Below are 25,252 nucleotides of genomic sequence, written 5' to 3'. Positions count from 1 at the left end.
AGTTGTGCGATCGGCAATCTTCCCAAAAATCCTGACTCAAAACTCACAACTCAAAACTTTTAAATGACTGCTAAAACACCTCCATCACCAAAACCGACAACTCCAAATACCCCACAACCAGCAGAACCTGCTTTTGGCTGGAATGCCTACGCCGAAAAAATCAACGGACGATTTGCAATGGTGGGATTCGTGGGACTTTTGCTGCTAGAATTCTTCACCCGCCAGGATTTTTTTACCTGGCTGGGCTTGCGTTAAATTCAGTATAACTCGGTGGATAGCTACTGATGCGTAATATCATTTCCGCTCCAACAACACTGTAAAATTGGTTCGATCGTTTGGACTTCAAGTCCTCATGATCCGAGGACTGAAGTCCGAACAATCAAACAGCTTTATTAGGGTAATTTGGGTGCATATAGCCTTTCTCAAAAAGATGAGGTATGACTGACAGCTTATATAATCAGTTCAACTAAGAGGGCCCAAGCCCAACAACGTACCTCATCTCTCTGAGAACCGCTATATCACTTTTCAAGAGGGCGAAGCATGACCGCATATAAGTTATTAGTTATAATCTCATATTTACTGCGGTCATGCTTCGCCCCTACACACATATTTGCAAAACCTGAGATGCACCCGGTAATTTGCCCGACATGATATACATCCTCTCCCTGAAAAACAGGTAAAAAAATAGATAATCATCCATTTTCAACCTACATTCCTGCTTGTAAAACCTGGAAATTGAGTTAAGTAATAGAAATAGATACTGGATTTAGAGCCAATTAATTTCCAGTCACTTCACGGATAATCAAACTGTACTTACCTTTACCTTTTGGAGGTGGATCGTAAGCATTGACAACTACGCGGTAGCGGCCGCTCGCAGACAAGGTAAGAGTTAGCTCAGAATTGGAATTTTGCTGCGTGACATCATCATTTTCTCCCAGTAGCTCGCCCTGGGAGTTGAGAACAGCCAGATAAGTATCAAACTCGCTACTTTCTACATTGACAACCACTTTCTGACCCTGAGTGCCTTCAAAGGTGTACTCATCGTACAAACTGCTGTCCGAGGGCAGTACCGAAGACTTAGAAGTTGTGAGTTCTCCCTTTTGCTCTAAAATGATTTTTGACGATCGCCCATCAGGACTTGGCGAAGGTTGTACAGTTGGGGTCTGAGTTGGCGAGGCCTTTGGAGTTGGCAGCCCAGAAGGCGACGGGCTGGGGCTTGCTTGAGCTAAAACAGCCTTGCCCGCTTGACTCGCATTATGTGAATTTTGAGGAAATTCTGCTGAAACGATCGGGGAACTGCTGTTAGTAACTTCACCTGGATTTGACACTGGTACCGAGAGAGTCGGTTTCCCAGAAAAAATAGCTAGTAGAGCAATTGGCGCGATCGCCCAAAATCTAATTTGACCCATGAATTACCTCGATAGTCAGTTGACAGTTGACAGTTGACAGTTGACAGTTGACAGTTGGCAGTTGTCAATAGTCAGTTGTTAGTTGTTAGTTATGAGAATGAAGAACGTTTTAACTGCCAATCACTAATCACCAATTACCAATTACCAACTTTTAGCGGATAGTTAGATTGTAACGACCCCGACCCGAAGCATCATAAGCATTGACAATCACGCGGTAGCGACCCGTAGCTGGCAAAGTAACGCTCAGAAACGCATTTTTGCTCGAATCGCTCGCATCGTCATTTTCTGCCACTAATTTGCCGTTAGGGTCAAAGATAGCCACATAGGGATCGAAATCTGTACTTTCCAGGGAAATGCTGACAGACTGACCCGATCGACCTTCAAAAGTATACTCGCGATACAGACTGTTATCAGAAGGCAATACCGGGCCACCTGCGACTAAAGCGCCTTCTTCTTGCAAAATCGCCCGAGAAGGTGCGCTAGGAGCACTCGCTTTGAGTTCTAACGTATAAGCCCCCAACTGCCTAGCTTCGTTGGAATTTGCCAGCAACGTGTAAGTGCCATCTGCTGGCAGCCTGACTGTAATTCTGGCGTTTTTACTGCCTGCTCCGTCATTGTCTTGCGCGATTTCGCGCTCGTTGGGGCCGAGCAAAATTAAATAAGGGTCAATCTCTTGACTTTTCATTTCTATTGTGATTTGCTGTCCCGCTTTTCCCTCAAAGGAGTAGAGGTCAAAAAAGCTGTTGTCTGCGGGCAGAATGCTAGACTTGTCGGTAAGTTTGCCTGTGACGGCGGGCCCGTTTAACGCAACTTTTTGAGGTGATTTGCTGCCAAATGGCGATCGCCTTTGAGCAACGCGGGGAGCTCGCCCTTCTCGCACCGCACTCAAGAAAGCTGGCACTTTGTCTATGACAATTGCAAAACCGATACCGATATTGCCTCCGCCCTGGCCGCGAGTAAAAATAGAAGTATTGACGCCAATTAATTCTCCAGAACTATTAAGCAGCGGGCCGCCGGAATTACCGGGATTGATGGCCGCGTCAGTTTGAATTAAGCCACGGGCTGCGTCGATGCGGCTGACGATTCCGACTGTAAAAGTACCTTGAAATCGACCGAAAGGATTGCCGATCGCAAATGCTTGTTGTCCGACTTTCACCGAACCGGCACGGGCTAAAGGAATTGTCGGCAAATTGGTTTGACCGCGAATCTTCACCACGGCTAAGTCTAAACCTTCTTCGCCGAATCCAACGACATCGGCGACCAGTTTTCTGCCGTCTGACAAAATTATATTTACGGTACCGCCGGCAGAAACAACGTGGGCGTTGGTTAACACCATGCCGTCGGGGCTGATAATTGTGCCGCTACCGTTAGATTTAGCTGTATCGACGGTAACAACCGCCGGACTGGCTTTTTCGTATACCCGAATATTCGTTTGTTCTTCGGCATTTTGGGCGATCGCGCCTGGGAAACGCACAGAGTTAAATTCCGCTAAATTTGCCTCCTGCTGTCGGGGGGGCACCTTAACAACCGCAGCAGCCCTGGCTGCAACCCCAACTATGAAAATTCCTGATACCGCTAAACTTAGAAGTTTGAAATTCATGAGCGTGAATTAGTATTTTTTAACGATCGGCAGCTAGTAGTTAGGTGTTCGGGTCAACTGCTAACTATGGCCTGTAATTATTTTAGGACTTGGAGAGGGCTATTGATAAATTTAAGCTTGAGATTGCTTTAAGATTTAGCCTGCTGCTGAGTTTTTGGTAAATCGATCGACTTATAGGGCCAGAGTTTGGTTGCAAAACTAAGATAAGCCAGCAGTTTCGGCAATTCTCGAATCTTCTGGCGAGCGATCGACAATATACTTAAAATTAGCGTCCCGCACCAAAGCATCCTCATCGCCGTAGAAAAAAGACAGCAAAGCAAAACGCTCACCGCTAATCATCGCCGTCGCTTCGTGCAGCAAAGAACACGAAAAAATAATCGCCGTGCCAGAATCTCCTTTATAACCGTGCGGCGCGTACTCCGGAAACCGCAAAAATCCCCCCGTGTACTCCCCCACATTCAAGTTCAAAGTCATCGCAAACCTGCGGTGCACCGTACCTTTGCTCGTATTGTCGCGGTGTGGATGAAAATAACCGCCACTTTGGGCATCGTAACAAGCTATTAAATACCGTTCAAACCGAGTAATTTTAAACTGGAAAGCTTTTTGTACTTCCGGTACCACCCTACGCAGAATAATCGCACTCAATTTTCGCTGCAAATTCGGGTTTTCAATAAATAAATCTCGACGTTTCTTGAAATTATCATCGTGAATGCCAACAGTTTTCCCGTCTATTTGCCTCATAAAACCTGAGGGAGTGCCGCCGTCAGCTTTGTATATATCGATCAAACTGCGGCAACATTCTCTGTCCAAAACGTTAGGAATTACCAACACCGGGGCGTGGCGAGTCGCTGGTCGGGCTTCCTCAATTGGGGGCAAAGTTTTGATAAAATCCAATACTTGCTGGGCGTGTTGGTGCGGTTCGCCCATCGGTAAAATGTTAATTATCTGAAGGTTTTCGTTGAGAATAAAAGTTTGGGGTGCATAGTGAACTCCCCCAACTCCATTTTGTTCTACATCTTGGCAAACACCGTACTGCTGGCTGATTTTTTTGTCGAAGTCCCAGAAAAAGATGAATGACGGAGCCATTAGTGTGACTCTGTTTTGTTCTTTGTCTGCTGCATCAACGCTCACTCCCAACAGCGGTACTTGCAAAGTCTTGAATTCTTCTGAAAGCTCTTGAAAGCTTTTGAGGATAACTTGGATTTGTTCAAAAGCTGCGCTAGCAAAGAAAAACAGCACGACTCGCCGGCCGCCAACCGTCGAGAAATGAAATAAGGGGTTATTGCTGGAAGCAATCGAAAACCAAGGCGCCGGATCTCCTATTTCCAGTAAGGGCATATTGCTAATTTTAGATTTTAGATTTTAGATTTTAGACTATTGTACTTTGAGTTAGTTCCAGAGGTTGTATTTTATGCGATCGAAGGGGTTTGTAGTGAGGACTTTAGTCCGCAAAAATCAGAACAGGTTTGTAGTGAGGACTTTAGTCCGCATAAAGAAGGACTAAAGTCCTCACTACGAACCTGATAAGGATTATTTTATAGGAATACTATTAAATATATTTAAATAGTTTTTTTTGGGAATTTTATGGTTATTTTACTTGACCAAGAATTTCTTGATGGTACCCGCCACGTGATTTATCCATGGAATCAATCCCAAATCGAAAATCGAAAATCCTCAAGCCCTCGAATTTATCCGTGGGGTCGCCTCTAAAATCTAAAATCTAAAATCTAAAATCGATTGATTGAGCTGTCTTTAAAATTTTATTTTATAGTTATTTAAACATTCTAAGATATGAGAATAAGTAGATGGGCATCAATAAACGCAACTTAATTTTTGTCTTGCTCGCGGGAGAAATGTTTAGTTTAACCCACCTACTTATCTGTGCCTATTTGTCGAAATTGGGGGAACTATCCGGTTGGTCTTCCGGGTATTCTACGGGGCGATATTCCACGTAGTCCGATGGCGGTGCTTCTACGTCACGGTTGCTGGGGCGAGACCTCGATGCTTCCGCTGGCCGAGGTTTTTTGGTTCTCGGCGGCGCGTCAGAACTGCGGTTTTCCGAAGTTGGGGGGCGGTTGCGGCTGCTGCGGGCCGGTCTTTCTTCGGGGTTGTCTGAAACGTCCCAGTTGTCAGAGCCTTGGGCGGGCGGGGCTTCTGGGCGCGCCGGACGTTTGCGTGAGGCCGATCGATCGATCGACTCCCGAGATGTGTTCGCGCTACCGTTGCGATTCGACGAAGGACGGCGGCGGGGCTCATCGTCGTAGGTTTCCCGCGAGGAACGATTTTCTTGACTACCTCTAATCCGGGGACGCTGCGGGTAGTCTTCCTCTGGTTCTATCTGGTCGAAGTCGTTATCGTAGCCGTCGTAAGCGTAGGCGTTGCTGACTGGTCGCTCTTCATCTACGTATTGCGATCGACTTTTAGCTTGGGCTGTGGTCGCTCCCCGCAATTTGATGCTTTCGGCTGCAAAAAATATGGCGGAACCTGCAAGCAGAAATTGACCGAATGCCAGAATTGGGTCAAGCCGCCATCCTTGAAATAACAGAATACCGCCACAGAGCAAGCCCACGGCTGCAAAAAAAATATCGTGGTCTCGGGCTAGTTTGGGACGCCACGATCGCAGAAAGTACAGTCCTGCCCCTGCTACTGCTAGGATGATCCCTAACAGGCTGCTCAAGTTCAATCCTAAATTGACCATTAGCCTATCTCCTATGTCTTTCCTATGTTAGCGAGTTAGATTTTACTTCTATCATTAAGTCTGTCAGTCTGTTATTCCGACTGTGGTTTCACAGGGCAGCCTCCGATCGGGCTTTCAGAAGAGGTTCGCGCACCTTATAGTAATGAGTTTAACGGGAAAAAACCTCAGCTTGGCCGTCAACTGAAGGTTTTGCCTTCACAGTTGCTGGTAGCCGAGGTTTTGGAAGCGGGGAAATGCCCGATCGTGCGATCCCAAAATTGACTCGCGCGCCGGACGCTTGAAACCCGCAGACTTTTTAGGTGCGCTTGATTTTGTCTTTTTGGCTGATAAAGATCAGGGCGATCGTTGCTGGAATGACTACCAGCGAAATGCCCACAAGCAGGCTGTACAAAAAGTTAGCGAGTGAAGGAGTCATAAATTCAAAGCCTTTGTTACAACAATTTGATTTTTATTAATTTTATCAGCAGTCAGTTCTCAGGGAGAAGTTCGGCAATGGATTTTGCAAGGGATGTGGTGCTACCAGCAATATTTTTACCCTGGAAAACTCTCAGTCTCGCACCCTCAAACCCTCTAACTCTTTCCATCCGAAGGTATAAGGCCGGAAAAATTTTGTCGATCGTGTTCGATCGCACCTGTGAAACGGTTAAAATTATGAAAGGCTGACGTAACAAAACTTAAGATTTTCGAGATAAGACCCATGACTGGTATTACCGTTGCAAGTTGGATTCTGGGCTCTGTCCTAGTGGTGATGACTTTGCTGTTTATTTTTCGGATCGTCCTGACTTGGTATCCCGGCGTGAACCTGAGCAGGTTGCCGTTGAGTCTGATTGCTTGGCCGACGGAACCTTTTTTAGTCCTAACCAGAAAAATTGTAGCGCCGATCGGCGGAGTGGACATTACACCGATTATTTGGGTGGGCATCTGTAGCTTGCTCCGGGAAATGATGCTCGGCCAGCAAGGAATTTTGACGATGATGATGTAGGAATGGGGAATGGGGCATGGGGAATGGGGAATGGGGCATGGGGAATGGGGCATTGGGCATTGGGCATTGGGCATGGATCAACAGTTAACAGTTAACAGTTAACAGTCAACAGTCAACAGTCAACAGTCAACAGTTAACAGTCAACAGTCAACAGTCAACAGTTAACAGTTAACAGTTAACAGTCAACTGCCTACTGACTATTTTGATTCATGAACTGTTCGACGAAATTCGTGTAAACTTCGCCGCTGAGAAATTCGGGGCTATCGAGGATTTTTTGGTGGAAACTGAGGGTGGTGGGGACGCCGGTAATCGCGCATTCCCGCAATGCCCGTTTCATGCGCCGGATGGCTGAAGGTCGATCGCGCCCCCAGACTATCAATTTACCAATTAATGAATCGTAGTAAGCCGGTATTTCGTAATCGGTGTAAACGTGAGAGTCCATCCGCACGCCAGGGCCACCAGGAGGCAAAAAGCCGGTGATTCTGCCAGGATGGGGCCGGAAATTGCGATCGGGGTCTTCAGCATTGATGCGACACTCGATCGCGTGGCCGCTGAGAATTACTTGGTTTTGCTTAATTTGCAGTTTTTCTCCTTGGGCGATCCGAATTTGTTCGGCGATCAAGTCGAGCCCTGTAATCATCTCCGTGACGGTATGTTCGACCTGAATCCGGGTGTTCATTTCCATGAAGTAGAACTTGCCCGATTTGTCAAGCAAAAATTCAACAGTTCCAGCACCCGTGTAGTTAATGGATTTAGCCGCAGCAATCGCAGCGTGACCCATTTGATCTCGCAGTTTCTGGCTGAGGGCGGGGCTGGGCGCTTCTTCCAGGAGTTTCTGGTGTCGGCGCTGAATCGAACAATCTCTTTCGCCGAGGTGGATGACATTACCGTAGTTGTCGGCGAGGATTTGAATTTCGATGTGGCGCGGTTTTTCGATGAATTTTTCGAGGTAGACTCCGGGATTGCCGAAGGCTGCATCGGCTTCGCCTTGGGCTGCTGAGAAGAGTTTGGGGAGTTCGGATGGTTCTCGGACTAGCCTCATACCGCGGCCTCCACCGCCGGCGGTAGCTTTGATCATCACAGGATAGCCGATCTCGCGGGCTATTGCTAGAGCTTCGCGATCGTCCGCCAGCAATCCGTCGCTACCGGGTACTGTGGGGACTTTCACCCGCTGCATGGTTTCTTTGGCGGTGGATTTGTCGCCCATCGCCCGCATCGCAGCCGGACTTGGGCCGATGAAAGTAATTTGATGATCCGCACAGATTTCCGCAAATCGGGCATTCTCCGCGAGGAAGCCATAGCCCGGGTGAATCGCTGCGGCGTTGCGCGTCAGGGCGGCCGAGATGATGTTGGGGATGTTTAAATAGCTTTTGCTGCTGGTGGGGGGGCCGATGCAAACGGCTTCGTCTGCCAACTGAACGTGTAGGGCGTGTTTATCTACAGTGGAATGAACGGCGACTGTGGCAATCCCCATTTCCTCGCAGGTGCGTAGTATGCGGAGGGCGATTTCCCCCCGATTAGCGATTAAAATTTTCGAGAACCCCATCTTCGCTGCTTAATTCACTCAATATTCTGTACAATAATCCCTTTCGGTATCTTCTGGATAATGGTTTCCCATAAATTCTTAATAAAAATTTATTTTACAATTTGGTGGTAGTTGTGCTATGGTTTTAAATCGGTGGTCTCAAAGGGCTAGTCACAAGTTAAATTTCAGGAACCTCAACCTGTGAATCTTTAACTCGTAACGCAAAAAATCCCAGAGATTGTCGGAAAAAGCGGATGTGGCGGAATTGGTATACGCGCACGCTTGAGGTGCGTGTGGCATTATGTCCTTGCGAGTTCGAGTCTCGCCATCCGCATTGAATATATGAAACAACTGTTGATGGCTTTGACTGTTGGCGGTTGTTTTGTTTTTGATGGGTGGGTAGTCAGAAACCGGGTTTTTGCGAGAATATTTGGTTACAGGCGAAGATTCGGGAAAAAACCCGGTTTCTTGGATTTTAGTTGCTATACTGTAGACACTCTGTATATACATCCTCAAAAAAGGGTGAAGTCCTCAGAATAATATCACTAGCTAGAGGATTGGGCTATGGTTGGGACGATCGCAAAGTGGGGAAACAGTCTTGCTGTTAGGATTCCACAGCATTTAGCTAAAGAGATTAACTTAGTGGAAGGTTCCCAAGTGCAGCTTGTCTTGATAGATGGTAGGCTGACGATCGAGCCGATAACTCGTCGGCGGTATTCGCTTGAGGAGTTGATTGAGGCCATTACCCCAGAAAATCTTCATACTGAGATTGACAGTGGAGTTGCTGTGGGGAATGAAGTTTGGTGACACAATCAAATCCCTACATTCCGAGTCGAGGCGATATTGTTTATTTAGACTTTGACCCCACTAAAGGACACGAACAAAAAGGACTTAGACCTGCTTTTGTGCTGTCGCCTCGTGCTTATAATCAGAAAAGTTCTTTAGCTTTATTTATGCCTATTACCAAGCAACAAAAAGGGTATCCTTTTGAAGTTGCTTTACCAATTGGATTAAAAGTTCAGGGAGTTATTCTTGCAGATCAAATCAAGTGTCTAGACTGGAAAGTTCGCGGTGTTCGATTTGTTGAATCTGTATCTGAAGATGTGATTGAGGAGGTACAGACCAAAATTGAGCCGTTGTTATTCTAAAAGTGGTGGCGAGAAACCGGGTTTTTGTGACAGACTTGGTGACAACTCCTAGATTTCGGGAAAAACCCGGTTTCTTAGATTTTGGATTGTGGGTGGGTGGCGAGAAACCGGGTTTTTGCGACAGACTTGGCGACAACTCCCAGCTTTCGGAAAAAACCCGGTTTCTGTGGTTTTGCGCGAGTATCGTCGGGTGCGTCGCTATCAGATATATTTAAATGCGATCGAACTTCTGACAGCGACGCACGATACAAAATACTCTTTAACTACGGAAACTTGCGTGCACAAAAAATACATTTTATGGCAAAATAATAATTACTCATTTAATCGATCGCCATTATCCCCATGACTACTGTTACCCAAGCACAAATTGAACAATATCGCTCCCAACTACAAGAATATCCCGATGCTCTGAAAGGCCTTGAGGTGCTCGAAGGGTGTGAAGGCGATTTAGAATATGCCGCCGAAACTATAGCAATTGAGTCAGGAGAATTACCGGACAAGTTGAGCGAGGAAGATCCGAATGAACCTAGCTGGTTAGAAAAGTCAACTCAAAAATTGCGTCCTTATATTTGTACCTCAGCCTTTAGAGAATCATTAAAACAGGGTTTTGGTGGTGCAATGACTTTGCTAATGCCTTATGTTGGTATTCCAGCATTATTAATATTAATAATTCTTTACATAAACGAGAAAAATCTGGATGAGTTTTGTAAGGAGTCCTAAACACCGATCGCAATGAAGCCAGACCAGTAATGAGGTTCAACAAAGGGAAATGGCTTGCGGTTCTTTGCGCCCTTCAGAGGAGCTTGAACATAGCGCGTGCGTTCCATTAGGGGTAGTCGATCAAAAATTTTGTCAATTTGGGGTTTGAGGTCTTTTAATAAGGCTTCCAGCCCCTCTGAAGTCAGATTCCGCAGCCATTGCTGTGCCTCATTGAGAGCAGTAACCGTTGACATACTTTCTAGGTTTTCATAGAACCGCATTAGTAATAAAGTGCTGGTGACTTGATCCACTTCCCAAAGCGTGCTGACTATACTAGGGCTACCAGCCAAGAGAAAGCCAAAAGGTAAGCCAATATATTCATCGCTAGTTTTGGATTTTGTCAATCCAGTTTCGCAGGCGGAGAGGGTGACAAGACGACATTGATTTAGGTCAAGATTCAAGATTTCCAACAGTGTCAAACGTTCTTTATTTGCGAATACCAGGGATGATTCCAAAGGCGAGTCAGGCTCAAACTTGCCGTGACAACCGAAATGGGCGCAGTTGGCAAAATTGAGTTTCGCGTTTAGAATTGCGTTCTTATTAGCATCATCTTTTGCCAAGAAATCATTAGATTTGAATTTCTCGCAGATATTCGCGGCTTGAAGTTCAAGTAAATAGCGATCTTTGGTAGGATTAGCAATCGCAAATAGGTGAGAGAAATTGGGGCGTTGTCGCTGTTTCGCCTGTTGCAGCAGTTGGCAACTGGGGGCATAGCTGACTCCACCTGGGAATAAGTCGAGAAAGCATAAATCTGATTTGGATAGGGATACAGTAGTAGCAGAATTCTGTTCATCGGTGTATCCACGTTCAACATCCCTTTCGTGAGAGATTGGCAACGCATGAAGAGGGAAAAGATGCAAGAAACGATGGGGAATTAAAATTAGTCGATCGCACTGTTTCGGAATATTCTCTAAAATCCGATCTAGCTGCAAAATCTCAGCTAGATTGTGGAGGCGAGAGGCTAGTTTTTCCTGCCATTGCGGTTTTCTTTCAGGTGGTTTACTCTCTTCGTAGTCTTTTCTATACTCGTCATACCAATTTACCAAGGCTTCAAAGTTTGCTGTTGAAGATTGCCAGATGATGGGTGTTGGCGTTTGCGGGGTGATGATGAAGGTGAGGAATTTGTCACCTGTAATGTACCACTCAAGAATAGCGGTGTTTTCACCTGTCAGAGTTTGAATGTCTTTGTAGAGGATGGGCTTAACTTTTTGGGTTAGGCTAAAATCAGGATCGATCGGTGTAATTTCACGAGCAATCAATTCATCGAGTTGTTTACGTAATTTGGTGAGATGAGTAGAATCGCGGCTAGTTGTTAGGCTGTCGATTTGGAGGCTGCGTTCTCCCAATATTCTGCCGCCATTACTGTTACTGTTTATCTGTTCGATTTCCAGTCGTCGCTGTTCGGCCTCAATTTCTCGACTGAGGCGCGACAATTCGTTGAGAACAGTTTCGGGGATATTGCCTTTAGGTTTGATGTCACGGTTGGCAAAGAGTTCTACAAGGTTGCGGGCTTTGCTGCGTTCGACGTATTCGATCGCTTCGGTGTAGCGTTGCAGTTCGATGCAAATTTCTACCATGCCACTATAGATTCTGTTATATTCTTCGGCTAATTTCTGTTTGGTTTCATCCCCAGATTCAATCTCGCCCCGTAAAAATTCTACTGTTTCAATAGCTGGGGTATATGTATCGTAAGCCAGTTGCCATTGCTGGTTGTTTTGGTAAAGATTACCTAAATTAAACAAAGTTTCTGTATAATCTTGCGGGAAAGCTTCGCGAGTTCTGATAGTTAAAGCAGCGTGATAAAACTCAATCGCCCTCTCCAGATTATCCGCCCGCGAACCGTTGATTCTGTTACTGTAGGCAAGGGCTAGGTTGTTTTGAGTCGTTGCCCATTTTTCGTAGAAATCATCAGGAGTAAGGACTGTTAAAGCAGCGTGATAAAACTCGATCGCCCTCTCTAAATTATCCGCCCGCGAACCGTCGATTCTATCACTGTAAGCAAGGGCTAGGTTGTTTTGAGTTGCTGCCCATTTTTCGCGAAAATCCTCAGTAGCAAGGACTGTTAAAGCAGCGTGATAAAACTCGATCGCCCTCTCTAAATTATCCGCCCGGGAACCGTTGATTCTGTCACTGTAAGCAATAGCTAGGTTGTTTTGATTCATTGCCCAATCTTCGGGGAAATCATCAGGAGTAAGGACTGTTAAAGCAGCGTGATAAAACTCGATCGCCCTCTCTAAATTATCCGCCCGCAAACCGTTGATTCTGTTACTGTAGGCAAGGGCTAGGTTGTTTTGAGTCATTGCGGATTTTTCGGGGAAATCCTCAAGAGTATAGACGGTTAAAGCAGCGTGATAAAACTCGATCGCCCTCTCTAAATTATCTGCCCGCGAACCGTTGATTCTGTCACTGTAGGCAATAGCTAGGTTGTTTTGAGTCGCTGCCCATTGTTCGGGGAAATTCTTACGATTACGGACTGTTAAAGCAGCGTGATAAAACTCGATCGCCCTCTCTAAATTATCCGCTCGCGAACCGTTGATTCTGTCACTGTAGGCAGCAGCTAGGTTATTTTGAGTTCCAGCATATTCTTCGCTCCCCGGTTGCCGATTGTTTAAAACTATTTGATAACCTGTTATAGTAATTTCAATATTTTTCGCTCTATTCCCGCGCGGAAATTGATAAATATCAATACTCAAATTTGCAATGAGGGTGAGAATGTCATAAATTGCTTCGGGATGTTGGGCAATTAAATTATCGGCTACTTGCTGTAAAGTCTCGGCAAAACGCAGATTGAGGAGATCTTGCCGCCCGGCCAGCATCGGGTAAATTACTTGAATATCGCTATGGCTATCTTGTTCTGCTTGCAATAATTGTAGGATAAAGTTTACATATTCTTGGGAATCTTCACTTTCTGAGTTATCGCTATCTCCGTCATCGTTCATTCCCAAAAAATTAGCGATTTGAGTGGCAGTTTGCAATAAAAAACTACCCGCATTTTCTTGATTGTTTTCCGAAAATTGGGCTGCAATAACCCGCATCATTTGTACTAACTCAGCATCCACCAATTCCGAGTTTGCATTCAAGATTTGATTTTCTTCACCGTTGGGGCAAGTCAGCAGGGTATGAATTAGTTACACCGATGTTTATTTTACCATGATTCGATGGGTTCGGTGGCCAGAAACCGGGTTTTTGCGAGAATATTTGATGACAGGCAAAGAGATGGGAAAAAACCCGGTTTCTTCGATCGTGCGGAACCGTATCAATTTCTACCCAATCTCGTGCAAGAAATCGAAATTACCGTCTCCCACAGAGTTTCTAAGCGTATTGATAATTTTCGTTGTATTATCGTAAGGCCCTTCAACATAACAAGGTTCTCCATTGCGACCGAAATTCAAGCCGATTTCGCTGGTTGATTCTCCTAAATGAGCCTTCGACTGCTCGAAATCGCGATGCGGTTCAAAGCCTAATTTTTTGGCATAGGCGATCGCGCCCCAAACCAAAGCTTGTGCTTGCTCTAAACTAATCTCCTCGTATCCCAGAAACTGCGAGTAAGCATTCTCAACAAGATTTTTATATTGGCTATCGTTGCAGTTACGTGGCGGCATGGCATCCTTCACTCCCAAGCACCAGTAGTCGATCAAATAAGAGGTTACAACAAAACGATTGTAGCCCTTGGAACGGGTAACCATCACTAAACCCAAACCGCTCATTTCAGAGGTTTCATTGCCCAACAATACCTTCGCAAAATTTACATCGACGAGACATTGAGCAACGGGCAATAACTCTCCTTTTTCGGCGCTAGCGAGGGCTGTTTGTTCTGCCTGAGATATCAGAAATGTACTGACTTCGGATGCTTTCAATCCTAACTTTCGGGCAATTTGTTTGGGCGTTAATTGCCGATCGCGCAGGTTGAGAATTTCTTGTTCTTGTTCGGGTTGCATGGTTTTTCTACTGCTGTCAGGGCAGTGTTCGATCTGAGTAGATCATTGTATCGCGTTTTTGCGACAAACTTCTTAAAATTGCAAAGTTCCAGGAAAAACCCCGGTTTCTTTGATGGTATTATACGATATTTTGTAGGGGCGGGTTCACCAATAATATCTAACAATTACCAACCATCTATATAAACCCGTCCCCACACCACCGATCGCCCACGTCAACCTGAAATTTACATCGCATCACCAAAATTTACATGATGATTTATCGTTGGGTGGGGGCGGGTTTTTGAGATTGTTTGTTTTGGGCGATTATGGTTGGTGAACCCGCCCCTACGGGGATGTATGAAAGAACCTAATTCTGCCCTAATTCTGGCGGCTTCCCCATTAAGCCGGTCATCAAGCGCAATGCTAAAAACCTGACTGGCGGAATTGTCCGCAAACACCACAATCCAAAGCGGCGAAATGCTACAATTGGCATCCAAGTATTGGAAAACAATCTATCGAGAAAATCGGTAAATCCCAACACGATTAAGTTTTCTTTTTTTCGCCAATTGTGATACCGTTTTAATACTCGCAAATCGCCGATGTCTTCGCCTTTCTGGTGGGCTTGCTGCAAGATTTGCCCGATCGCACCTGCGTCTCGAATGCCCATGTTCAATCCCTGGCCCCCCACGGGATGGCAGCAGTGGGCCGCGTCGCCAATGAGTGCTAATCTGGGCAACACGTAGCGATCGCTCTGCATTAACTGCACTGGGAATAAAAAGCGATCGCTCTCCAACTCCAAGCGCCCTAAAATCCCGCCCGTGCGCTGTTCCAACAAAGTTAAAAACTCTTTTTCGTCCATAGACTGCAAAGCTTTTGCTTCCGCGTGGGGTGCTGTCCAAACTACTTGACAACGGTTCCCCGGTAATGGTAAGACTCCCATCGGGCCGCTCGGCCAAAAGCGCTCAAAGGCAATATCATTGTGCGGTTTTTCCGCTTTAATCGTGATAGCAACGCAGGATTGCCAGTATTTCCAGCCGTGGGTGCCGATGTTGGCTTCGCTGCGGATGCGCGATTTAGAACCGTCGGCGGCGACTAATAATTTAGTGCGAATTGTGCGAGTTTCGCCCTGTTGTTTGATTTGAATTTCGGCGCAATTAGTTAAATATTTTACCTCGACTACTTCCGCCGGACAAACCCAACTAAAATTCTGGTTTTTTGCTAAGGATTCTTGCAAAGCTGACAGCATGACTCGATGCTCGCCAACATAACCTAATGCTGTTTTTGGTACGGGTAATTTGCCAGTATTTCCCAAATCCGGGCGGTGGAATTCGACGATACCGGGATAGTCGCCGTCGCAGAGGCTAATTTGCTCGAAGGTGGTGATTTGCGGCAAGATTTGCTCCCACACGCCGAGGCCTTCTAAGATCATTCCCGATAGCAGGGTGATTGCATAGGCTTGTTTTTTGGCTGCTGCTGCTGCGGGGAGTTGGGTTTCTATGATGGCTATTTTTAATCCTGAATCTTTGAGGGCGCACGCTAAGGTGGCGCCGACTATGCCGCCTCCGACGATCGCGATATCAAAGTCTAATTCCGGTGTTTGCGCGGAGGCTGTTGTTGCAGAAAGTTGGTTTATGGGCATTTTCAAGGGATTTTTTTAAGTGAATAATTATATTTACTCTTGTATTGTAAAGAATTATTTCGATTTTGGGCGATCGACTGAGACGGGGAGATGACTATTTTGCAAGGTGCGACGCTTGCTACTGCGGAGTGTTTTCTGTGGCGATCGCAATTACTGGGTATGTAGTTGGGCTTTAGCCCCAAGAGCGCTGAAGCGCAACTACGTACCTGGTTGGTATGTTGTTGGGCTTTAGCCCCAAGAGCGCTGAAGCGCAACTACGTGCCTCGGAGCGCTGAAGCGCAACTACGTACCTAAGAGCGCTGAAGCGCAACTACGTACCTAAGAGCGCTGAAGCGCAACTACGTGCCTTTTTCTAATGACTGTTGACCATTTCCTTTTCCTTGATGTTTTCCGTTGCTTGGGCTGATAGATTCTGGGAAATGGGAATCTCTATGATAAACTCTGCACCTTTCCCGGGTGCAGAAACACATTTCAATTTTCCTCGGTGTTTTTCAACTATAATTTGATAGCTGATTGATAGTCCTAAGCCAGTGCCTTTGCCGACGGGTTTGGTAGTAAAAAATGGATCGAACAATTTGCTCATAACTTCAGGATTGATTCCCATCCCGTTGTCGGCAATCCGAATGGTTACTGTGTCTGAATTTGCACTGGTGTTAATCTGAATGGTGTTGGGGCTAGCATATATTTCTGTTGGAGAACGCTTGCTGTTGTATTCTTCGAGGGCATCGATCGCATTTGCTAACAGATTCATAAATACTTGATTGAGCTGACCTGCATAGCACTCGACTTTGGAGAAGCTGCCGTAGTTTTTGATAATCTCGATCGCCGGACGAACTGCATTAGCTTTGAGCTTGTGCTGCAAAATTACTAAAGTGCTTTCGATTCCTTCGTGAATGTCTACTCGCTTCATCTGCGATTCGTCGAGTCGGGAAAAGTTACGCAAGGATACAACTAAGTCGCGGATGCGATCGGCTCCTACTTTCATTGATTCCAAAATCTTCGGAAAGTCTTCTATTAAGTAATCAATTTCTATCTCTTCGGCTGATAAAGCAATTTCCGTGACGGGATTTGGGTATTTTTCCTGGTAAAGGTTGAGCAGATTTAGCAAGTCTTTGGCGTATTGGCTGGCGTGGGTGATGTTGCCGTAGATGAAGTTAATCGGGTTGTTGATTTCGTGGGCGACTCCGGCGACTAGCTGGCCGAGTGAAGAGATTTTTTCGGTTTGGATTAGTTGCGCTTGGGTTTCGTGCAAGTCGCGGAAAGCTTTTTCGAGCTGGGCTGCTTGCGATCGATACTGTGCTGCTGATTGCTTGAGTGCTTCCAATACTTGGACGCGATCGCTAATATCCGTGTGCGTGCCCACCCATTCGCGAATGCTGCCGTCTGTTGCTAAAACTGGGACTGCGCGCACCCAAAAGTGCCTGTAGCTGCCGTCAGACGCCCGCAAGCGGTGTTCGACTTCATAGAGGTTTTTGGTTTCGACTGCGCGCATCCAAGCTTGCAGCGTGAGATCGCGATCGTCTGGGTGAATTGCCGAAAACCAGTTGTTTGTGGCTTCCTCCAAGCTTTGGCCTGTATATGCCATCCAGTCTGTGGGCGCGATCGGCTTTCCTTGTGCGTCTGTGATCCATACGAGTTGCGCGGTAGCAGCGATCAGCGATCGGTATCTTTGCTCGCTTAAACGCAGGGCTGTTTCGGCTTGGAAGCGATCGCTGATGTCGCGGGCGATGGTAGAAATATATGCGAGTTGGCCGTCTGGTGCTGAGTGGGAGATGATGACTTGGCTGACGGGAATTTCAACTCCCGAGGCTGACACGAAGGCTGTTTCTCCACTCCAAACACCGCCTGAGATTGCGGTGGCGATCGCTTGCTGGAAGGTGCTGCGGGCTGAGGCTGCGGCAAATTCTCCAACTTGTTTGTTCGATATATCTTCGTTTTCGTCGATACCCACCATTTTTCTGCCTGCTTTGTTCATGTAAACAGCGTGCCCGTCGAGATCGCAGATACCTACAAAATCCGGCGTTGCTTCGAGAATTGCTGCCAGACTTCTGTTGGCGACTTCTGCTTGTTTGCGATCGGTAATATCCCGCGCGATGCTAACTATACCGCTGATTTTTCCTTGCCCGTCTCGGTAAGCGTTTTTTGTCGAAAGAAATGTCCGCAATTTTCCTTGAACTGGCAATTCTTCTTCCATTACTTGCGTTTTTCCCGCTGTCACGATCTGGCGATCGGTTTTGGTAATATTGGCCGCAATTTCCGCAGGAAATAACTCGCTGTCATCTCGGCCGATAATGTCGTCAAAAGACTTGCCAATGATGCTAGCTCCCGCAGCGTTGAGCATCATGTAGCAGCCCTGAATGTCTTTGACAAATAGGGCGGTCGGCGTACTGTTAATGACTGTGAGCAACAGGTTGTAGTTTTTTTGGAGCGCCTGCTCTGTTGTGTGAGAATCGAGAATTTGCTGCTGCAATTGCTCGTTAGCAAGTTGGAGTTCAAGAGTCCGTTTCTCAACTTGACTTTCTAAGTCTGATTTAGCTTTGATCAGCCCCAGTTGGGTTCGATAGCGCCTTCGGTCTGCGGTGCAGAGACTTTTCGCATTCTGCCAAATCAGAACAGTAAAAACGATCGCGTTCAATATGCTTAACAGCGATATTCCTAGCTCCGGGGAGTAGGCTTGCAACCGCTCTCCCGAGATGATGAAGTAACCTGCCAAAGTCGGAATAACCATCGCCTGTGGCAACAACCGCCTTGCCATGATGCCGCCCGCGCGATCGCTCACAATTACTGCTATCAATCCTCGCTCTGGACTGGCAAATAAAATCCCCAGGCTCAGTAACATAAATGCTACGGAGGTGTGCAAAGCCATTCCTGTATAGCCAATTGTGTAAAAGAAAGGTTTGCCGTAGATGTAGCCGATCAAACCCAGATATGCAATTAAAAATGCACAACAGCTTAAGATTTGAACCCGCAGGTATTTGGGGCGGCGTAGAGACAGCAGCAGCAAGGCAGTTCCCTGCAATAAAAAAGCAGTGGCAGTATTCGGCGCCATCCGTCCCGGTGCTGAGATACTTGTGAGGTTAGAATTGTCTTTAAATAGCAGTTGATCGATGCCTAAGTCTAAATTAGAGCTATATTGAATTAGGGTGAATAGACTGATTAATATAATTAAAAGTGAACTGGAAACAATTAAAGCTTTATCTATTTTCTGAGGTTTAATTATTGTTGATTTGGCGCGCCTGCGCTGTTGCAGAAATAGAGACAATCCGCTCAAAATAAAGCAGAACGCTGTGTTCGCTTTCATGCTTGGGAGTTCTGGAAAAATGCTCTTTAAGAGTTGCAGGTCGAAGATCCAACCCAACATGACTGTACAGCCGATCGCGATTACTGCAATACCAGCCTTTTTGGAAAAAGACTGGAGTGCTGCAATTGGGGTTGAGGGCGGCTGCACTTTTTGCGATCGTTCAAAAAATTCCAATTTCTCGCTCCCTCAAATTATGTGGGTTTCTAGGTGTTGAAGGTAACAATAAACACTCTACTTATATTGTTGCTAGATATACCAAGCTGCTTAAGAGATTGTTAAAACTGCGTAGATAGCACATAATACTAACTATGTTATCTAACTTGAGATAGAGTGTCAACTAAAGTAACAGGCTTTGATGTATAAGGCATTGGTCAGAATTCAATAATTTTTCTTGATTGTTAGTTAAAATAAAAAATTCTTTTTTCTTTCGGATTTGTCCTTATTGTTTGTTACTTATTCCTTGTTCCTGCGAGGTGGTAAAAAGTGCGATCGCCCGATTCATCTTCCGGGCAGAGTGTTTTTACTCACTCATTCGAGGGGTAATGGTAAAGGATTGTGCGATCGACTCCGCAGGGCGCTCACAACAAAAATAGCAGTCGGATTGTCAACCGGCTGCTGTCGCTGTGGTTCGTGTTCTGCTATCAGTTGGCTCCGCTAACCTCACAAAAGATAAAACTGTGCGCTTGAAACCAATCCTACACAAACTTTCGTCCGCTTTCGCAGACTCAAGAGGGGGATATTCAAGCCGGATTTGGTATCAAATCTGACCTCAACGGTGTTGGGTTTCCTTCTTTCATTAATGACTGTTGACTGTTGACTGCTGACTGCTGACTGTTGACTGTTGCTAGTAATTAGTTAACGGTTGTGTGTTGTTAGTAAGTAATTAACGATATTACTGGTTATTAGTTACTGGTTATTAGCACGAAATAACCAATAACTAATAACCAATAACCAATAACTAATAACTAACAACCAATAACCAATAACCAATAACCAATAACTAATGACTAATGACTACAGACCAAATTTTGAACTGCTTCCAAAGCTTCGGTTGCTGACTGGTAACGCTGGGGGAAAGAGTACAGCACCATCTGGTCTAAAATGCTAGCAAGCTCCGGCGTCACGGTTGCATTTTTCTGCCAAATAAGATTGCCTAAATTATCGACTTTGAGTTGTTTCGGGCGCATCCCTGTCAAGGCTTGAATCCCGATGATCCCAACAGCATAAATGTCGCTGCAAAATTTCGGTGCGCCGATGGCTTGTTCGGGAGGAATGTATTCTTGATGAGTGCCGCCGCCGCGCGATTTGGTTTGACCGTTGCTATTTTGGGAGGTATTAATTTCTTTGACGGCCCCAAAGTCAATTAATACAATCTTGTTATCTGGTGAGCGCTTGATTAAGTTTTGAGGGTGCAAATCGCGGTGAATTACATTTTCTTTGTGAACGAAGACTAGCACTTCTAAGATATCTTTCAACAAAGCAATAACTTGATGTTCTTTCCAGGGTTGACCTTCGATGAGTTCTTGATACAGTGGTTGTCCTTCGATGAATTGATAGACTAAATAAAAATATCCATCTTCTTCAAATCGAGCTAACAATTCTGGTATGCGATCGTGTTGGCCTAAGCGATATAACACTCGCGTTTCTAGATCGAATAGCTTGCTGGTTTTCTCTGACTGGCTTTTCAGGCGCTTGACGAGACACAAAGGTCGATCGGGCAAATTTTCATCTTCAGCGAGATATGTATCGCTGTACTCGGTGCTGACTAAGTGTTCTCGGATTCGGTAACGCATCCGCAGCAGCCTTTGCAAGATCGGATCGACAGATTTAACAGGTTTTGTGCCTTTTTCTAGAGATCTCATGATACAGTCCCAAAGATTTGCTCCGACTACTCTTTCTTCTGGTCGAATAATTTCTGCTTGCTTCAATACCTTGGTGAGGTCTTTCCACAATTTGTAGCCGACATATCGCCCCAGGTATCCCACTGTGTACCCGCGGGCGATCGGATCGTTTTGCTGAATTTCTTGATACGTCAAACCAGTTAAAACGCCTTTAATTATCGACTGCTGCAACCGACTCAGGTTTTTTTCTGTTTGTTGGTATACCAGGTTGTCCAAAAAAGTTATTGCTTCTTCTACCGTCATAGGCTTCATATTTTAAGTGATTTGTACGGGAGTCACGCATTTTTCTATGCTTAAGTTTCTGTTATACATGATTTGACTTAACTTTGATAGCTTTGTCTACTGATTGAAATATATTTTTATAAATATGACTTTTATGACTTTAAGTTATGACTTTTATGAATTGACATGATTCATAGTTGCGATTATTGTATCAAGTACAAGTTTTAAATAGAGAATATATTCCCAAATTAGCACGTTGCAATTTTGACTGTACCCAATTAAAAAAAATCCTTAGTTAGCTTTTTACCCAGAGCGAAGCCGAAGGGCTGTCTTCCTTCTATAACTACAGCAAAGTGCGATCGACTCGGTACCGATCGTAGCGTTACTTTAATCGGCGCCAGCGGTAACGATTTTATCAGCGGCAGATAATCAAGTGTTGGCAACGGTGACTGGGTTCAATAGTTTGGTTACTGCATCGGATTTCGTGTTGCTGTAGATTCATTTTTTTAGATTCCCTACTTTTGCAAGGAGTGGGGAATCTCGCAACTACGATTTTTTCTGGATGATTTTACCGCAGAGGGCGCAGAGAGCGCAGAGGATAAGAGAGAGATAATCTTAAGAAGGAATAAGAAGGAAGAAGGAAGAAGGAAGGAAGAAGGAAGAAGGAAGAGGGAAAAAGGGGAGAATTGGAGAATTGAAGAGAGGGAGAAACGGCTATTAATGCCCAATGCCCGGGAGCATCTCAGTTTTGTAAAAAGCATTTTTTTTATTGTAGTGCTGTCCTCGCTCGCGTATTGTACAATACGCGAGCGGGGACAGCACTGTAAATGCAAAACTGAGATGCTCCCCAATGCCCAATGCCCAATGCCCAATTCCCAATTCCCAATTCCCAATTCCCAACTACTTAATCTTGTTTACGTAGCCCCACAAACTGTAATCGCGACTCAGCCAACCCCGGAAAAAAGCCATTTGACTCGGATCTTCTTGCACTCGTTTGTAGCGGTAAATAATCCGTTCGTTAATCATTTGCAGCGCCGTATTTTTGTTATTAGCAGATTTTAGTGCATCCCTCGTGCGCGCATCAAAAACACCAGTTTGCGGCAATCCTAAAGCTTGCTGCAAAAATGTAATAGAATTGTTAATACCAAAATTAACAGCAGTGTCAAACATGACGATCGCCAAAGCAGGCTGCATCGTACCCGACAGGCTCGAATCCCAGTAATATTTATAAATTTCCATGAGCTCTGCTTCCGACATCTGCGTCACGTCGAGGGGTGGCAGCCCGCGACTGTAGCGGTAGGAGTTGTATTCCGTTTGCAGGATGCCCCGATAGGTTCTGCCGCCCTTATCTGCGGGGTGATTGCTGAATCCGCCCTCAAAATATAGGGTGAAATAAAGGGCTGTTTGAAATAGTCGCTGCCGAAAGTCGGCTGTCTGCTTTTGCGCGAGAGTCTTTTGGGCAAAGGGTAAGGGGATTGCTAAGGCTAACAAGAGTATCCCCAGCAGGAGGTTTGGTTTCCACTTGATGTGATGTTGGCGCTGTGTCGCTTGCTTCTCGCTCATAAATTATCTGTGACGATCGCCCGTAGTTCCGATAAAACTGCTACTCTGCAAAATAATCTAAATTCAACCTTTAACTTGATAGCACAGATAGGGCGCCAAATGAATTCCGATTTTCGCAACCAATCCGAAACACCCCAATTAGAAGATGCTGCATCGCTGACTGTCGTTGCAGAAACTTATTACTCTGAAGGCAATTTAGCAGCCGCCGTGGCTGCTTGTCGCCGAGCTCTGGAATTGCAACCGAATTGGGCGGCGGCTTACGTGACAATGGGCAATGTGCAGCAAGCAAGCGGCCAGATTCAGGAAGCAATGCGGTTTTATTCGGAGGCGATCGCCCTGAATCCCGATTTTGCTGAGGCTTATGCTAATTTGGGGAGTATGCTCTACAAACAAGGGCATTTCGTGGAGGCGATCGTCAATTACCAAAAGGCGATCGAACTTAAACCAACTTTGGCTGCTGCTTACTGGAATTTGGCAGGCGCACTGAAGCAGCAAGGGCAGTCGGATGCAGCCGTAGCCTACGAGCAAAAAGCCCTAGAACTCAATCCCCATCTAGCTCAGGTAGATTTTCACATAAATTTAGGCGATAAATTAGCGCGGCAAGGGAAGTTAGACGAGGCTGTGGCTGCATGGCAACAGGCGATCGCATTTAAACCCGATTTACCCGAAGCCTACTGTCAAATTGGCATAATTTTGCGCCACCAGGGCAAAGCAAAAGAAGCCATACCCAACCTGCAAAAAGCCCTAGAAATCAAACCAGATTTTATTGCCGCCCACCAACATTTGTGCGGCATCCTCAGAGATACTAGCGATTTAGCAGCCGCGCGGCAAGCCGTACACAAATACAGCCAAATGTGCGCCGAAACCGATCCAATTATGACGGCGATTTACTACGTCAGCACCTATCAAGTCTCGGGATTGAATCAAATTGCGGGCGATCGATTTTTAGAGTTAGAGTCGTACTTGCAGCAGAACTTAGAAACGGCTAGCTCGGTAGAAATTAAATCGCTTTATGCAAACTTCTTATTCAGCACGCCCTATGTGCGAGACGACTTAGTAGCAAACTCTAAACTTTACAGATTAATTGCCCAAAAATATATCGAAAAATGTATCAAACCTAATTTTTCTCAACCCGCAAATTACAGTTTAAAACCACAATCCCCAGCCAGCAAATTAAAAATCGGGTTTTTGTCCAATCACTTCAGCCGTCATTCTGTAGGTTGGTGCAGCGCTGACATCATTCGCGAATTGTCCGAGTTCACACCCAATTTATATCTGTACGCTTCCGAAAGAATTACTCCTGACGATCGCACTCAGCAATTTGATAGTTTGGGAAAACTCACTTTCCCTAAAACTTACCCAAATGGACTTGCCAATTCCGCAGAAATTATCAACCAAATTCAGCAAGATGAATTGGATATTTTAGTCGATTTAGATTCTCTCTGCGTCCCAATTCACGCTGAAATTCTTCACCAAAAACCCGCACCAGTTTGTGTCTCTTGGCTCGGATTTGACGCCCCTTACATATCCTCAGAAAATTACTTTCTTACCGACTGGCATTCGCACCCAGCAGGTAGGGAAAAATATTATGACGAGCAGCTAATTAGAATGCCGGATTCCTTTGTCGCAGTGTCAGGTTTTCAGAGGTATGGAGTCGATCCGGTGGCGTTGAGAAAGTCGAATCGCATCGGTTTAGATCAAATAGTTTACTTGTGCGTCACTCCCGGCAGAAAATTCAATTCCGACTTAGTAAAAGCACAAATTGCGATTCTCAAACAAGTGCCGAACAGTATTTTAATTCACAAAGCTTTGGGCGATGCTGCCGTATTTGAAGGTGCGTACCATCAAGCTTGTGAAGCTGAGGGAGTTAGCCGGCACAGAATTAAGTTTTTGCCCAGGTTTGCTACGGAGGAAGAACACAGAATTGTCTATTTGCTGGCCGATGTTTTGTTAGATTCTTATCCTTACAATGGAGGTACTCACACTTTAGAGGCTTTGTGGTTTAATTTGCCGGTGGTGACTCGCACGGGAGAACAGTTTTTGTCGAGAATGGGTTATTCGTTTTTGCAGGCTTTGGGAATTGAAACTGGTGTGGCTTGGTCTTGGGCTGAATATGTGGATATGGGTGTAAAATTGGGTAAAGATGGTGAATTAAGAAAGGCAATTCAAGCACAGTTGATGAAATCTAAAGACGCAGCCAATTTGTCGCCGTTGTGGAATCCGAAAAAGTTTGCTGGTGATATGTATGCGGTGTTTGAAAAGTTAGGTAAAGTCAATTCCCAGAAGTAGGAAAACGGCACAGTAGATTGTCCTCGGTTGCCTATCCTTACCGAGGCAAAAATAAACTAGATTGTATCAAATCTGGTCAATAGATCGTGATTGTTGTAGGGGCTGGTTCACCCTGATATTCAACACAAATCCTAAATCCAATAAACCCGCCCCGACCGGATATTACGATCGACCGGACATGATATCATATCAAATCAAATCCGGTTACATCGTCGGGCGTAGGGGCGGGGCGGGTTTATATAATTTGTCGATACTTATCTAATATTTCGGCGAACCCGCCCCTACAGAACTCGATCGAA

General features: G+C 45.5%; 21 protein-coding genes and 1 tRNA gene. 9 read left to right on the top strand and 13 right to left on the bottom strand.

The window, feature by feature from the left end; all coding sequences use genetic code 11:
- Positions 1-63 precede the first annotated feature (63 nt).
- The gene (locus JGK36_RS07490; RefSeq protein ID WP_293175262.1) at positions 64-255 is read left to right on the top strand and encodes a chlorophyll a/b-binding protein; all 192 of its coding nucleotides are present in this window, start codon (positions 64-66) and stop codon (positions 253-255) included.
- A gap of 521 nt (positions 256-776) precedes the next feature.
- On the opposite strand, the gene JGK36_RS07485 is transcribed toward JGK36_RS07490, so the two are convergent.
- From JGK36_RS07485 to psbX, 5 genes are all read right to left on the bottom strand, one after another.
- Complete coding sequence (locus tag JGK36_RS07485; protein WP_293175264.1) at positions 777-1,409, bottom strand: pre-peptidase C-terminal domain-containing protein; 633 nt, start codon at positions 1,407-1,409, stop codon at positions 777-779.
- A gap of 151 nt (positions 1,410-1,560) precedes the next feature.
- Complete coding sequence (locus tag JGK36_RS07480) at positions 1,561-3,009, bottom strand: trypsin-like peptidase domain-containing protein (RefSeq protein WP_293175266.1); 1,449 nt, start codon at positions 3,007-3,009, stop codon at positions 1,561-1,563.
- A gap of 198 nt (positions 3,010-3,207) precedes the next feature.
- The gene (locus JGK36_RS07475) at positions 3,208-4,347 is read right to left on the bottom strand and encodes a redoxin domain-containing protein (RefSeq protein ID WP_293175268.1); all 1,140 of its coding nucleotides are present in this window, start codon (positions 4,345-4,347) and stop codon (positions 3,208-3,210) included.
- 547 nt (positions 4,348-4,894) lie between these two features.
- On the bottom strand, positions 4,895-5,707 hold the full coding sequence (locus JGK36_RS07470) for a Ycf66 family protein (protein WP_293175270.1): 813 nt from the start codon (positions 5,705-5,707) through the stop codon (positions 4,895-4,897).
- A 295-nt stretch (positions 5,708-6,002) separates the two neighbouring features.
- A complete protein-coding gene (gene psbX / locus JGK36_RS07465; protein ID WP_293175272.1) occupies positions 6,003-6,122 on the bottom strand; it encodes a photosystem II reaction center X protein in 120 nt (39 codons plus the stop codon).
- A gap of 77 nt (positions 6,123-6,199) precedes the next feature.
- Here psbX and JGK36_RS07460 point away from each other — a divergent pair, with 77 nt between their 5' ends.
- Together JGK36_RS07460 and JGK36_RS07455 are read left to right on the top strand one after the other, a co-directional pair.
- Positions 6,200-6,370: a hypothetical protein gene (locus tag JGK36_RS07460; RefSeq protein ID WP_293175274.1), complete on the top strand. Its 171-nt coding sequence runs from the start codon at positions 6,200-6,202 to the stop codon at positions 6,368-6,370.
- Positions 6,371-6,404: 34 nt separating this feature from the next.
- Positions 6,405-6,689: a YggT family protein gene (locus tag JGK36_RS07455; protein ID WP_293175276.1), complete on the top strand. Its 285-nt coding sequence runs from the start codon at positions 6,405-6,407 to the stop codon at positions 6,687-6,689.
- 190 nt (positions 6,690-6,879) lie between these two features.
- Here the strand turns inward: JGK36_RS07455 and accC are convergent, their stop codons facing one another.
- Positions 6,880-8,235 (bottom strand): acetyl-CoA carboxylase biotin carboxylase subunit, encoded by a 1,356-nt coding sequence (accC, locus tag JGK36_RS07450; protein WP_293189424.1) that lies wholly within the window; start codon positions 8,233-8,235, stop codon positions 6,880-6,882.
- Between the two features lie 229 nt (positions 8,236-8,464).
- Between accC and JGK36_RS07445 the strand changes: the two genes are divergently transcribed.
- From JGK36_RS07445 to JGK36_RS07425, 5 genes are all read left to right on the top strand, one after another.
- A tRNA-Leu gene (locus JGK36_RS07445) sits at positions 8,465-8,548 on the top strand.
- 230 nt (positions 8,549-8,778) lie between these two features.
- The gene (locus tag JGK36_RS07440) at positions 8,779-9,021 is read left to right on the top strand and encodes an AbrB/MazE/SpoVT family DNA-binding domain-containing protein (protein WP_293148968.1); all 243 of its coding nucleotides are present in this window, start codon (positions 8,779-8,781) and stop codon (positions 9,019-9,021) included.
- Positions 9,018-9,362, top strand: a complete 345-nt coding sequence (mazF, locus tag JGK36_RS07435) for an endoribonuclease MazF (RefSeq protein WP_293175280.1) — start codon at positions 9,018-9,020, stop codon at positions 9,360-9,362. The genes JGK36_RS07440 and mazF overlap by 4 nt, the downstream gene beginning before the upstream one ends.
- 88 nt (positions 9,363-9,450) lie before the next feature.
- Entirely contained in the window at positions 9,451-9,708 is a 258-nt protein-coding gene (locus JGK36_RS07430) for a hypothetical protein (protein ID WP_293189426.1), read from the top strand.
- Positions 9,705-10,082: a hypothetical protein gene (locus tag JGK36_RS07425; RefSeq protein WP_293189428.1), complete on the top strand. Its 378-nt coding sequence runs from the start codon at positions 9,705-9,707 to the stop codon at positions 10,080-10,082. Before JGK36_RS07430 ends, JGK36_RS07425 begins: the two co-directional genes overlap by 4 nt.
- Here JGK36_RS07425 and JGK36_RS07420 read toward each other — a convergent pair.
- From JGK36_RS07420 to JGK36_RS07390, 7 genes are all read right to left on the bottom strand, one after another.
- Positions 10,079-13,201, bottom strand: a complete 3,123-nt coding sequence (locus tag JGK36_RS07420; RefSeq protein WP_293200862.1) for a CHAT domain-containing protein — start codon at positions 13,199-13,201, stop codon at positions 10,079-10,081. The two genes, JGK36_RS07425 and JGK36_RS07420, sit on opposite strands and share 4 nt — an antisense overlap.
- Positions 13,202-13,384: 183 nt before the next feature.
- On the bottom strand, positions 13,385-14,059 hold the full coding sequence (locus JGK36_RS07415) for a DNA-binding response regulator (protein WP_293189432.1): 675 nt from the start codon (positions 14,057-14,059) through the stop codon (positions 13,385-13,387).
- Between the two features lie 346 nt (positions 14,060-14,405).
- The gene (locus JGK36_RS07410; protein WP_293189434.1) at positions 14,406-15,677 is read right to left on the bottom strand and encodes an FAD-dependent hydroxylase; all 1,272 of its coding nucleotides are present in this window, start codon (positions 15,675-15,677) and stop codon (positions 14,406-14,408) included.
- Positions 15,678-16,029: 352 nt separating this feature from the next.
- Positions 16,030-19,152 carry a PAS domain-containing protein gene (locus JGK36_RS07405; RefSeq protein ID WP_293175288.1) on the bottom strand — a complete coding sequence of 1,041 codons (3,123 nt, stop codon included), beginning with the start codon at positions 19,150-19,152 and terminating at the stop codon, positions 16,030-16,032.
- Between the two features lie 833 nt (positions 19,153-19,985).
- Positions 19,986-21,131, bottom strand: coding sequence for a serine/threonine-protein kinase (locus JGK36_RS07400; RefSeq protein ID WP_293175290.1), 1,146 nt, complete (start codon positions 21,129-21,131; stop codon positions 19,986-19,988).
- 248 nt (positions 21,132-21,379) lie between these two features.
- Positions 21,380-21,544 carry a hypothetical protein gene (locus JGK36_RS07395; protein ID WP_293175292.1) on the bottom strand — a complete coding sequence of 55 codons (165 nt, stop codon included), beginning with the start codon at positions 21,542-21,544 and terminating at the stop codon, positions 21,380-21,382.
- A 457-nt stretch (positions 21,545-22,001) separates the two neighbouring features.
- Entirely contained in the window at positions 22,002-22,664 is a 663-nt protein-coding gene (locus JGK36_RS07390) for a glycosyl hydrolase 108 family protein (protein ID WP_293175294.1), read from the bottom strand.
- A gap of 99 nt (positions 22,665-22,763) precedes the next feature.
- Between JGK36_RS07390 and JGK36_RS07385 the strand changes: the two genes are divergently transcribed.
- Complete coding sequence (locus JGK36_RS07385; protein WP_293196622.1) at positions 22,764-24,953, top strand: tetratricopeptide repeat protein; 2,190 nt, start codon at positions 22,764-22,766, stop codon at positions 24,951-24,953.
- Positions 24,954-25,252 lie beyond the last annotated feature (299 nt).

This window comes from Microcoleus sp. PH2017_35_SFW_U_B (assembly GCF_020737865.1).
GTDB lineage: Bacteria > Cyanobacteriota > Cyanobacteriia > Cyanobacteriales > Microcoleaceae > Microcoleus.
This window is presented reverse-complemented; position numbering and strand designations above follow the sequence as displayed.

What these genes read in the sequence shown, in the direction of transcription:
- JGK36_RS07410 (WP_293189434.1), bottom strand. Translation starts at nt 15,677, where the DNA reads ATGCCCATAAACCAACTTTCTGCAACAACAGCCTCCGCGCAAACACCG.
- JGK36_RS07415 (WP_293189432.1), bottom strand. Translation starts at nt 14,059, where the DNA reads ATGCAACCCGAACAAGAACAAGAAATTCTCAACCTGCGCGATCGGCAA.
- JGK36_RS07475 (WP_293175268.1), bottom strand. Translation starts at nt 4,347, where the DNA reads ATGCCCTTACTGGAAATAGGAGATCCGGCGCCTTGGTTTTCGATTGCT.
- JGK36_RS07480 (WP_293175266.1), bottom strand. Translation starts at nt 3,009, where the DNA reads ATGAATTTCAAACTTCTAAGTTTAGCGGTATCAGGAATTTTCATAGTT.
- JGK36_RS07440 (WP_293148968.1), top strand. Translation starts at nt 8,779, where the DNA reads ATGGTTGGGACGATCGCAAAGTGGGGAAACAGTCTTGCTGTTAGGATT.
- psbX (WP_293175272.1), bottom strand. Translation starts at nt 6,122, where the DNA reads ATGACTCCTTCACTCGCTAACTTTTTGTACAGCCTGCTTGTGGGCATT.
- JGK36_RS07460 (WP_293175274.1), top strand. Translation starts at nt 6,200, where the DNA reads ATGGATTTTGCAAGGGATGTGGTGCTACCAGCAATATTTTTACCCTGG.
- JGK36_RS07455 (WP_293175276.1), top strand. Translation starts at nt 6,405, where the DNA reads ATGACTGGTATTACCGTTGCAAGTTGGATTCTGGGCTCTGTCCTAGTG.
- JGK36_RS07490 (WP_293175262.1), top strand. Translation starts at nt 64, where the DNA reads ATGACTGCTAAAACACCTCCATCACCAAAACCGACAACTCCAAATACC.
- JGK36_RS07485 (WP_293175264.1), bottom strand. Translation starts at nt 1,409, where the DNA reads ATGGGTCAAATTAGATTTTGGGCGATCGCGCCAATTGCTCTACTAGCT.
- JGK36_RS07400 (WP_293175290.1), bottom strand. Translation starts at nt 21,131, where the DNA reads ATGAAGCCTATGACGGTAGAAGAAGCAATAACTTTTTTGGACAACCTG.
- JGK36_RS07385 (WP_293196622.1), top strand. Translation starts at nt 22,764, where the DNA reads ATGAATTCCGATTTTCGCAACCAATCCGAAACACCCCAATTAGAAGAT.
- JGK36_RS07425 (WP_293189428.1), top strand. Translation starts at nt 9,705, where the DNA reads ATGACTACTGTTACCCAAGCACAAATTGAACAATATCGCTCCCAACTA.
- JGK36_RS07390 (WP_293175294.1), bottom strand. Translation starts at nt 22,664, where the DNA reads ATGAGCGAGAAGCAAGCGACACAGCGCCAACATCACATCAAGTGGAAA.
- JGK36_RS07470 (WP_293175270.1), bottom strand. Translation starts at nt 5,707, where the DNA reads ATGGTCAATTTAGGATTGAACTTGAGCAGCCTGTTAGGGATCATCCTA.
- accC (WP_293189424.1), bottom strand. Translation starts at nt 8,235, where the DNA reads ATGGGGTTCTCGAAAATTTTAATCGCTAATCGGGGGGAAATCGCCCTC.